This is a genomic window from Candidatus Limnocylindrales bacterium (assembly GCA_035626395.1).
Taxonomy (GTDB): domain Bacteria; phylum Desulfobacterota; class Binatia; order UBA1149; family CAITLU01; genus DASPNH01.
The window spans coordinates 39,252-47,079 of sequence record DASPNR010000027.1 but is presented as its reverse complement, the minus strand read 5'-3'; the positions used below and the strand labels follow the sequence as shown (position 1 = coordinate 47,079).

8 protein-coding genes and 4 tRNA genes are annotated in these 7,828 nt (G+C 69.0%); 5 read left to right on the top strand and 7 right to left on the bottom strand.

Annotation, left to right across the window (positions count from 1 at the left end):
• The 6 genes from VEC57_09405 to rlmB all read right to left on the bottom strand — a co-directional run.
• The coding region (locus tag VEC57_09405) for a GTP-binding protein (protein ID HYB99330.1) at positions 1-138 on the bottom strand (138 nt) is incomplete at its 3' end.
• Positions 139-178: 40 nt separating this feature from the next.
• Positions 179-254, bottom strand: a tRNA-Thr gene (locus VEC57_09400).
• A gap of 49 nt (positions 255-303) precedes the next feature.
• Positions 304-377 (bottom strand) — tRNA-Gly (locus VEC57_09395).
• A gap of 73 nt (positions 378-450) precedes the next feature.
• Positions 451-536, bottom strand: a tRNA-Tyr gene (locus VEC57_09390).
• 31 nt (positions 537-567) lie between these two features.
• Positions 568-640, bottom strand: a tRNA-Thr gene (locus VEC57_09385).
• 166 nt (positions 641-806) lie between these two features.
• Positions 807-1,637: a 23S rRNA (guanosine(2251)-2'-O)-methyltransferase RlmB gene (gene rlmB, locus VEC57_09380; protein HYB99329.1), complete on the bottom strand. Its 831-nt coding sequence runs from the start codon at positions 1,635-1,637 to the stop codon at positions 807-809.
• A 205-nt stretch (positions 1,638-1,842) separates the two neighbouring features.
• Between rlmB and lptF the strand changes: the two genes are divergently transcribed.
• The 5 genes from lptF to VEC57_09355 all read left to right on the top strand — a co-directional run bounded on the left by lptF (position 1,843) and on the right by VEC57_09355 (position 6,768).
• The gene (gene lptF, locus VEC57_09375; GenBank protein HYB99328.1) at positions 1,843-2,994 is read left to right on the top strand and encodes an LPS export ABC transporter permease LptF; all 1,152 of its coding nucleotides are present in this window, start codon (positions 1,843-1,845) and stop codon (positions 2,992-2,994) included.
• Positions 2,994-4,073, top strand: a complete 1,080-nt coding sequence (gene lptG, locus VEC57_09370) for an LPS export ABC transporter permease LptG (protein HYB99327.1) — start codon at positions 2,994-2,996, stop codon at positions 4,071-4,073. The genes lptF and lptG overlap by 1 nt, the downstream gene beginning before the upstream one ends.
• Positions 4,074-4,107: 34 nt before the next feature.
• Positions 4,108-4,992, top strand: coding sequence for a phytanoyl-CoA dioxygenase family protein (locus VEC57_09365; protein ID HYB99326.1), 885 nt, complete (start codon positions 4,108-4,110; stop codon positions 4,990-4,992).
• A 266-nt stretch (positions 4,993-5,258) separates the two neighbouring features.
• Positions 5,259-6,140 carry a hypothetical protein gene (locus VEC57_09360; protein HYB99325.1) on the top strand — a complete coding sequence of 294 codons (882 nt, stop codon included), beginning with the start codon at positions 5,259-5,261 and terminating at the stop codon, positions 6,138-6,140.
• Positions 6,115-6,768, top strand: a complete 654-nt coding sequence (locus VEC57_09355) for an exopolysaccharide biosynthesis protein (GenBank protein HYB99324.1) — start codon at positions 6,115-6,117, stop codon at positions 6,766-6,768. The genes VEC57_09360 and VEC57_09355 overlap by 26 nt, the downstream gene beginning before the upstream one ends.
• 27 nt (positions 6,769-6,795) lie before the next feature.
• Here VEC57_09355 and argC read toward each other — a convergent pair whose 3' ends face one another.
• A complete protein-coding gene (argC, locus tag VEC57_09350; protein ID HYB99323.1) occupies positions 6,796-7,827 on the bottom strand; it encodes an N-acetyl-gamma-glutamyl-phosphate reductase in 1,032 nt (343 codons plus the stop codon).
• Position 7,828: the final 1 nt, after the last annotated feature.

The window sequence follows — 7,828 nt, the reverse complement described above, 5'->3', positions numbered from 1 at the left end:
GGCCACGTAGCTGCCGAACCCCTTCTTCGACTGCACCAGCGTGATCGCCGCCGTCAGCGTGGTCTTGCCGTGGTCGACGTGGCCGATCGTGCCCACGTTGACGTGCGGTTTGGTGCGCTTGAATTGCTCCTTGGCCATTGCTTCTCCGAACTCCCTTGCGGTCCAGTACCTCTTGTTCTGGAGCCCACGACCGGACTTGAACCGGTGACCTCGTCCTTACCAAGGACGTGCTCTACCGACTGAGCTACGTGGGCTTCTGCCTGGTTCTATCGTCGTGTAACGCGCGCCCTTCTCACTGCAGAAAGCGGGAGACGAGAATCGAACTCGCGACCCTCAGCTTGGAAGGCTGATGCTCTAACCATCTGAGCTACTCCCGCGTAAAACCTTCGGTTCGAGCAGCCCTTCCTCGTGTTCGCGCATCCGTTCGAAGCTCGGTCCAGGACATGGAGATGGTGGAGAGGGGAGGATTCGAACCTCCGTAGGCGTTCGCCGGCAGATTTACAGTCTGCTCCCTTTGGCCACTCGGGTACCTCTCCCCGAACCCAGATCATCTCCCGTACATCTGAAAGCCGATGGCCAGACTCGAACTGGCAACCTACTGATTACAAATCAGTTGCTCTGCCAGTTGAGCTACATCGGCACTCGTTGTTCCTAGCTTCGAAACCGGGCGCGCACATTCCGAGAAGGTGGTCGCTCGACCGATCCCGCCGGCCCGATCCCGCGCCGCAGTGTTGCTACGCCGGTGTCTTCGTGCCGTGTCGGGACCAAACGCAAACGCGAGTGGCTATCAACCATTACGCACGGTGTCAACCTGACTTGCCGCCCCTCGAAGACGAAAAAAGTCGCTGGTCGAGCAGCCGGTAGATGGCCAGCGCCGCGGCCACCGACGCGTTGAGCGACTCCACCCGTCCGCGCATCGGCAGGCGCACCAGCTCGTCGCAGTTCTCGGCCACCAGGCGGTGCATTCCCTCGCCCTCCCCGCCCACGACCAGGCCGACTCTGTCGCCAAGCCGCGGGTCCTCGGCGCTGCCGCGCGGCAGCGCGGCCGACGCCGAGGCGGCCAGGCCCAGAAGGAAAAAGCCGGCCTCGCGCGCGCTCTGCATGGCCCGGACCAGGTTCGTGACGCGTGCCACGGGCAGATAGATGGCCGCGCCGGCCGACACGCGCATGACCGTGGCCGTGACGTGGGCCGCGCGCCGCTCGGGCAACACGACCCCGATGGCGCCGGCGGCCTCGGCCGTGCGCAGGATGGCACCGAGGTTGTGCGGGTCGGCGATCGAATCGAGGAACACGAGCAGGCCCTGCCGGGCCAGGAGGTCGTCGAGATCCGCGTAGGCGTAGCCGACCTCGGCGGCGATGCCCTGGCATCGAGCGCCGGCCAGACGATCGCATTCTCCCGCTCCCATCGTCGAGACCGGTATGCCGCTTTCGCGTGCCTGGTGCGCCAGGGCGTGCGCCCGGCGCGGCGCCGGCTCCTCCAGAAAGACCCGGAAGACCCTGGCGACGCTCGAGGCGCCCCTGGCCGACAGCGCGGCTTCGACCGCGTTAGGACCGGCAACGGCGATGCGGGAGCCGTCGTCGCCGGAGTGCGAAGGACCGCGGCGCGCGCCGCTGCGGTTGCGTTCACGACGAGGCATGAGGGCCGCTGCTATAGCGTACGAGGTCGCACGTACCAACGTACCCGCCCGATCGCCGGCGCCGCCGTGGCCGCGAGCCGCGGACTTGCGGAGGCCTGCGCCGCCGCAGACGCAGCGGACGCCGGCGCCGCGAGGCCGCGCGGGCGCTGGCCTGTGCGTCGCTGCGCGCTTTGTGCGGGGGGATGCTCGTGTACGCTCGCGCTCCGTGGGCCGTACGCTGCGCAGATACCTCCTCGGCGAGATCGGCACAGCATTCCTTGCCGGCATCCTCATCTTCTCCTTCGTGCTGTTCGCCGCGCGGGTCGTCGACCTGATCGAGATGATCGTGGCGCGTGGAGTGCCGGGAAGCCTGGTGCTGCGGCTGCTCGTCTGCATCGTGCCGACCTTTCTCGAAGCCACGCTGCCGATGTCGTTCCTGCTCGGCGTCGTCGTTGCCTTCGGTCGCCTCGGCGCCGACTGCGAGCTGGTGGCGCTGCGAGCGGCGGGCATCTCGCTCTACGACATGCTGCGGCCGGTGCTGGCCTTGTCGCTGGCGGTGGCTGCCGCGACGCTCGCGCTGGCGATGACGGCACGCCCGTGGGGACACCGCGAGCTCGAGCGCACCGTCTTCGAGATCGCCAAGACGCGCGCCACCGCCGCCTTGCGGCCGCGCTTCTTCAACACGGATTTCGAGCGCATGGTCGTCTACGTCGATCGTGTCGACGGCAGCACCGGCACCATCTCCGGCGTCATGCTGGCCGACGAGCGCACGCCCGACAGCCGCACCACCGTCTTCGCTCAAGCTGGCCGCGTCGGCGCCAACGAGCACAACGGCTCGCTCTTCCTGCAGCTGCTCGACGGCACCAGCGTCGTCGCTCACGAGAACGCCAACGACTACGACGTCACCGACTTCCGCTCGCTCGAGGTGCAGCTGGAGCTTCGCACCGTGACCGGCGGCAACGCGGCGAGCGACGAGCCCGGCAGCATGAGCTGGGAAGAGCTGATGGCCGAGCGGCGCGGCGGCGATCGCCGGCGCGCCGTCGATGCGGGCATCGAGATTCATCGCCGGTTCGCGCTCTCGTCCGTTCCCGTCGTCCTGGCACTGATCGGCGCCGCACTCGGCGCGCAGCCGACGCGCTCGGCGCGCGGACGCGGAGCGGCGGTCAGCGTCGTCGTCATCCTGGTCTACTATGCGCTGCTGAGCATGGCGGTGGCAGCCTCTCGCGCCGGCGCGATGCCGCCGGCGCTGGCGATGTGGCTGCCCAACGCGGCGATGGCGGCGGCCGGCCTGTGGATGCTCCTGCGTGCGGCGCGTGACCGCCTGATCCTGCCGCGCCTTTCGCTGCGCCGCGCGCAGCCCGCGTCGAGCGGTCTCTGATGTCGATCCTGTCGCGCTACCTCATCCTTCAGTACCTGCGGGTGTTCGTCCTCGGCATGGCGGCGGCGTGCGGCCTCTACCTGATCATCGACGTCTTCGATCGCGTCGGCGAGGTCGTACCGTTCGCGCCCTCCTGGTCGCGCGTGGTGCTCTACTTCCTGGCCAAGCTGCCGAAGATCCTCTACGACATCTTCCCCGCAGCCAGCCTGCTCGCCGCGCTGCTGTCGCTGGCGCTGCTGACGCGCAATCGCGAGATCCTCGCGCTCAAGGCCTGCGGTCTGAGCTCCTGGCAGCTGGCTCTTCCGATCCTGGCGGTCTCGGCGGTTCTGAGTATCGCCGCGTTGTTCTGGAACGAGAACGTGGTGCCGGTGGCGGCGTCACGCTCACGCTGGATCTGGGACGTGGAGCTCAAGCAGAAGGCGTACCGGGGAGTCTTCGACAGCGCCTCGATCTGGTATCAGAGCGATCGCGGCTTCGTGCACATCCGACGCTACGATGCCGGCAAGCGCGAGATCTCCGGCCTGACCATCTACGAATCGGATGCCGCCTTTCGTCTCCATCGCATCATCGACGTCGGATCCATGCGCTGGCACGACGGTCGCTGGCAGGGCGCGGCCGGCGTGGTCAAGGATCTGCTCTCGCCCGGCAACGTCCAGGTGCGGCCGCTGACTGCGGGCGAATTCGAGCTGCACGAAGATCCCGACAACCTGGCCGCGCGCAAGCGGCGCTCCGAAGAGTTCAGCTTCCGCCAGCTCCGCGAGCAGATCGCGCAGCTTCAGGCGCGCGGATTGGGCGCCGACGAGTTCCTGGTGGATCTGCATCACAAGCTCGCATGGCCGTTCGCGGGTCTGGTGGTGACGCTGATGGGCCTTCCGCTGGCGTTGCGCAGCGGGCCGCGCAGCGGCGTTGCCTCCAGTCTGGGGCTCGGCCTCGTCATCGGCTTCGCCTACTGGATCCTGACCGGCCTGGCTCTTTCCGCCGGACGCACCGGAGCGATGTCGCCAGTGGTCGCGGCCTGGATCGCCAACGCGGTGTTCGGCGTCATCGCCGCCTTCCTCTACATCGGTCGCGATGCTTGAAGCGGCGGCGAGGCGGCGGCCGCGCACGCCGCGCTTGGCCGTCGACGCCCTCCTCGGCTACATCTCGTGCATGCGTCGCGCCGTCGAGGAATGGCTCCAGGCGATCTCGGATCACGGCTACGTCGTGCTCCCCGAGGTGCTGTCGGCAGGCGAGATCGCGCAGATCCGACGGCAGCTCGCGCCGCACCTGAGCGACGACGACATCGGCCGCAACAACTTCGAAGGCCATCTGACGCAGCGGGTCTACAGCCTGGTCGGCGTCGGCCCGGCCCTGGAGGCGCTTGCGGAGCACGCCGCGATCATGGCGCTTTGCGAGGCGCTGCTGGAGCCGAACTTCCTGCTGACCGCCTCACAGGCGATCCGCATCCTGCCGGGCGAAACCTCCCAGCCTCTGCACACCGACGATGCCTTCTACCGCATCGCCCGCCCGCGAAAGGCGATCAGCGTCAGCACGATCTGGGCGATCGATGCCTTCACCGAGGAGAACGGCGGCACGCAGATCATTCCCGGCAGCCATCGCTGGAGCGATGAAGAGGTCGGCGATCTGCTGGCCCGCATCGACTTCCAGACGCGCACCGGCGGCAAGCCGGTGGAACCGGAGCTGCCCGAGGCCGTGCAGCGGCAGCTCATGCCGGTGACGATGCCGCCGGGGTCGGTCGTCGTCTTCCTCGGCACGCTCGTCCATCGCGGCGGCGCGAACCGCAGCCGGGAGCCGCGTCTGGCGCTGTCGAACCAGTACTGCGAGCCGTGGGCACGCCCGCAGGAGAACTACTTCCTGTCGATCTCGCCGCAGCGAGCGCGCGCGATGTCGGAGCGTGTGCAGAGCCTGCTCGGCTACAGCATCCATCCACCGTTCATGGGGCACGCGCTCGGGCAGCACCCTCGAAAGATGCTCGAGGACGGAGCGCAGCGGCGCTGATCGTGGCGCGCCAGTGGCGGCAGGCGCCGCGTCCGTGCGTTGCTGCCAAGCGGAAGCGCCTGGGTGCAGTGCCGCCGGTCGCGGGCATCAAGGGATAGTCCGAGCAGGCGCGGCGCATTGCTCGCCGCGGCGAAACCAGGCGACGGACCCACACGTGAGGGGATTGCGCTCGCTTCTCGAATGACGATCGCCGGCGCCGCGTCCCTACGGGATGCGCGTGTGCCACGGCGCAGGCGCAAGCGGGACCAGAGCAGAGGATCCGGCCAATGAGAAAAAGACGATTATTCCTGTCCGCCCTGGCACTGGCTACGGCTTGCACGCTCGGTGCGACCGCACCCGCGCCGGCCGAAGTTCGTGTAGGCGTCGGCATCAGCGTGCCGCTGCCGCCGCCGATCGTGCTTTCGGCACCGCCGAGCCTGGTCGTGTTTCCAGGCACCTACGTCTACGCGGTTCCGGACTACGGCGTCGATCTGTTCTTCGTGGATGGCTGGTGGTGGCGCCCATGGCAGGGTCGCTGGTACCGCTCGCGCTACTACGATCGCGACTGGGGCTACTACTCGGGAGTTCCCACCTTCTACACGACCATCGGCAGCAACTGGCGCGATGAGTACCGCAGCCGTCGCTGGCGCGGTCGACCGTGGAACTATGAAAGGCTGTCCTACGACAGCGTGCGCAGCAACTGGGACGACTGGAAGCGCCAGCGCCGCTGGGAAACCGGCAGCGTGGGCGGCCGCGGCGCCGGCGGCAGCGTGCGAACGCAGGAGCTGCGCGAGCGCGGCGGAAGCGTTCGCGGCCAGGAGCGGGGACGCCGCGGCAGCATCCGCACGCAGGACATGCGCGAGCGCGACGGCGGCTCCAGCCGCTCCATCCGCTCCTCGACGCCTCCGAGCCGCGGCAAGAGCTCGGTGCGCACGGCGCCTTCCTCGCGCGGCGCGCGCGAAATTCGCGGCGGCGGCTCCGGCCGCTCCGCGCCGCAGGTTCAGCGCTCCAGTGGCCGATCGGGCCGTCCCAGCGGGAACATTCAGCGATCCAGCGGCGGCGGCGCGCGCATGCAAGGCTCCCGCGGCGGTGGCGGCGGTGGCGGCGGCCGTGCCAGTGGCGGCGGCAAGGGCGGCGGGGGACATGGCGGCGGGCACGGACGTCGCTAGAGCCGCGACGTCCGCGGCCTCACCGCACGGACATCGCTTCAGCGAGACGCTGCATCGGATCCGAGAGCGCGCCCGGCACGGCGCGCTCTCGGTCCATGATCTTCTCGAAATTTCCGGACCGCAGGGACACGCCTTTCTGGCGGTGTTCCTCATGCTGCCCTTCCTCCAACCGATTCCGCTGCCCGGCATATCGACGGTGCTGGGCCTCGTCGTGGCGATGCTCGGCGTGTTCGCGGCTCTCGACCGTGCGCCGTGGGTGCCGCGGCGGCTGGCGCGCGTGACCATCGATCCACGCACCATCGACCGCATCTGCAGTGCGCTGGAGCGGCTGCTGGCGCGCCTGGAGCGGTTCATCCGGCCGCGCGCCCGGGACATGCTGGCGATGCGCGGGCTGCGCTACTTCAACGCCGTGCTGTGGGTGCTGCACGCGCTGGTGTTCTCGCTGCCACTGCCCATCCCGTTCACCAACAGCCTGCCGGCCATCGTCGTGATGCTTCTTGCGGTGGGGACGATGGAAGACGACATCGCCGTGATCGCCCTCGCCTACGTCGGCGTGCTGGTCAACGTCGCGTTCTTCGCCAGCATCGTCGTGCTGCCGATGCTGGGCTGGAGAATGATGGCGAGCTGACGTCTCTGCGTGGACGCGAGGCGTGCTCTACGGAAGCGCCGGCAGCAGGTCGAGGCCGCTCGTCTCGGGCGCGCCGATCATGCAGTTCATGTTCTGCACGGCCTGCCCCGCCGCCCCCTTGCCGAGGTTGTCGATGGCCGTCAGCACCACCACGCGCCCGCTGTCGGGCTCTCGCAGCCAGGCGATCTCGATCATGTTGGTGCCGCGCACCGCGCGCGGCTCGGGCATCGCGCCGCCTTCGAGCAGGCGCACGAACGGCTCGCCGTCGTAGCGACGGTGCAGGAGCTCGCCGACGTCGACGTCCTCAGGAATGTCGAGATACATCGTCGTCTGCAGGCCGCGCGCGACCGGCAGCAGATGCGGAGAGAACACGACCTGTCGCTTCTCGCCGGCATGAGCCGACAGCTGGCTGGCGATCTCCGGCTGATGGCGATGCCTGCCCACCGAATACGGCCGGATGTTCTCCGTGACCTCGGCGAAAAGCTGGTCGACCTTGGCGCCGCGGCCCGCGCCGCTGGTTCCCGACTTGGAATCGACGAACACAGGGCCGCGAATGTGCGCGGCCAGCGGGATCAGGCCCATCAGCGCGCCGGTGGGATAGCAGCCGGGATTAGCGACCAGGCGCGCGCCGGCGACCTGCTCGCGTGCGAACTCGGTCAGCCCGTACACCGCCTCTCGCGCCAGCTGCGGCTCCCCATGCTGGCCGTACCACTTCGTGTACAGCTCGACGTCCTGGAAGCGGAAGTCGGCGCCGACGTCGACGACGCGCACGCCGCGGTCGACGAGCGCCGCCACCACGGGCGTGGAGGCGCCGTGCGGCAGCGCCGTGAACGCGATGTCGGCACGCGGCGCGATGGCGGCGGCGTCAACCGCCTCCAGGCTGAGGCCCGTGAACGCGAGCGTGCGGTGCACGCTGCCGAGCGCGGCGCCGGCGGCCTGCTCGGAGGTGACGACGGTCAGCTGGACGTTGGGATGACGCGATAGCAGGCGGACGAGCTCGGCTCCCGAGTAGCCCGTCGCACCGACGACGGCCACTCGGATGAGCGTGGCGCCCGCCATC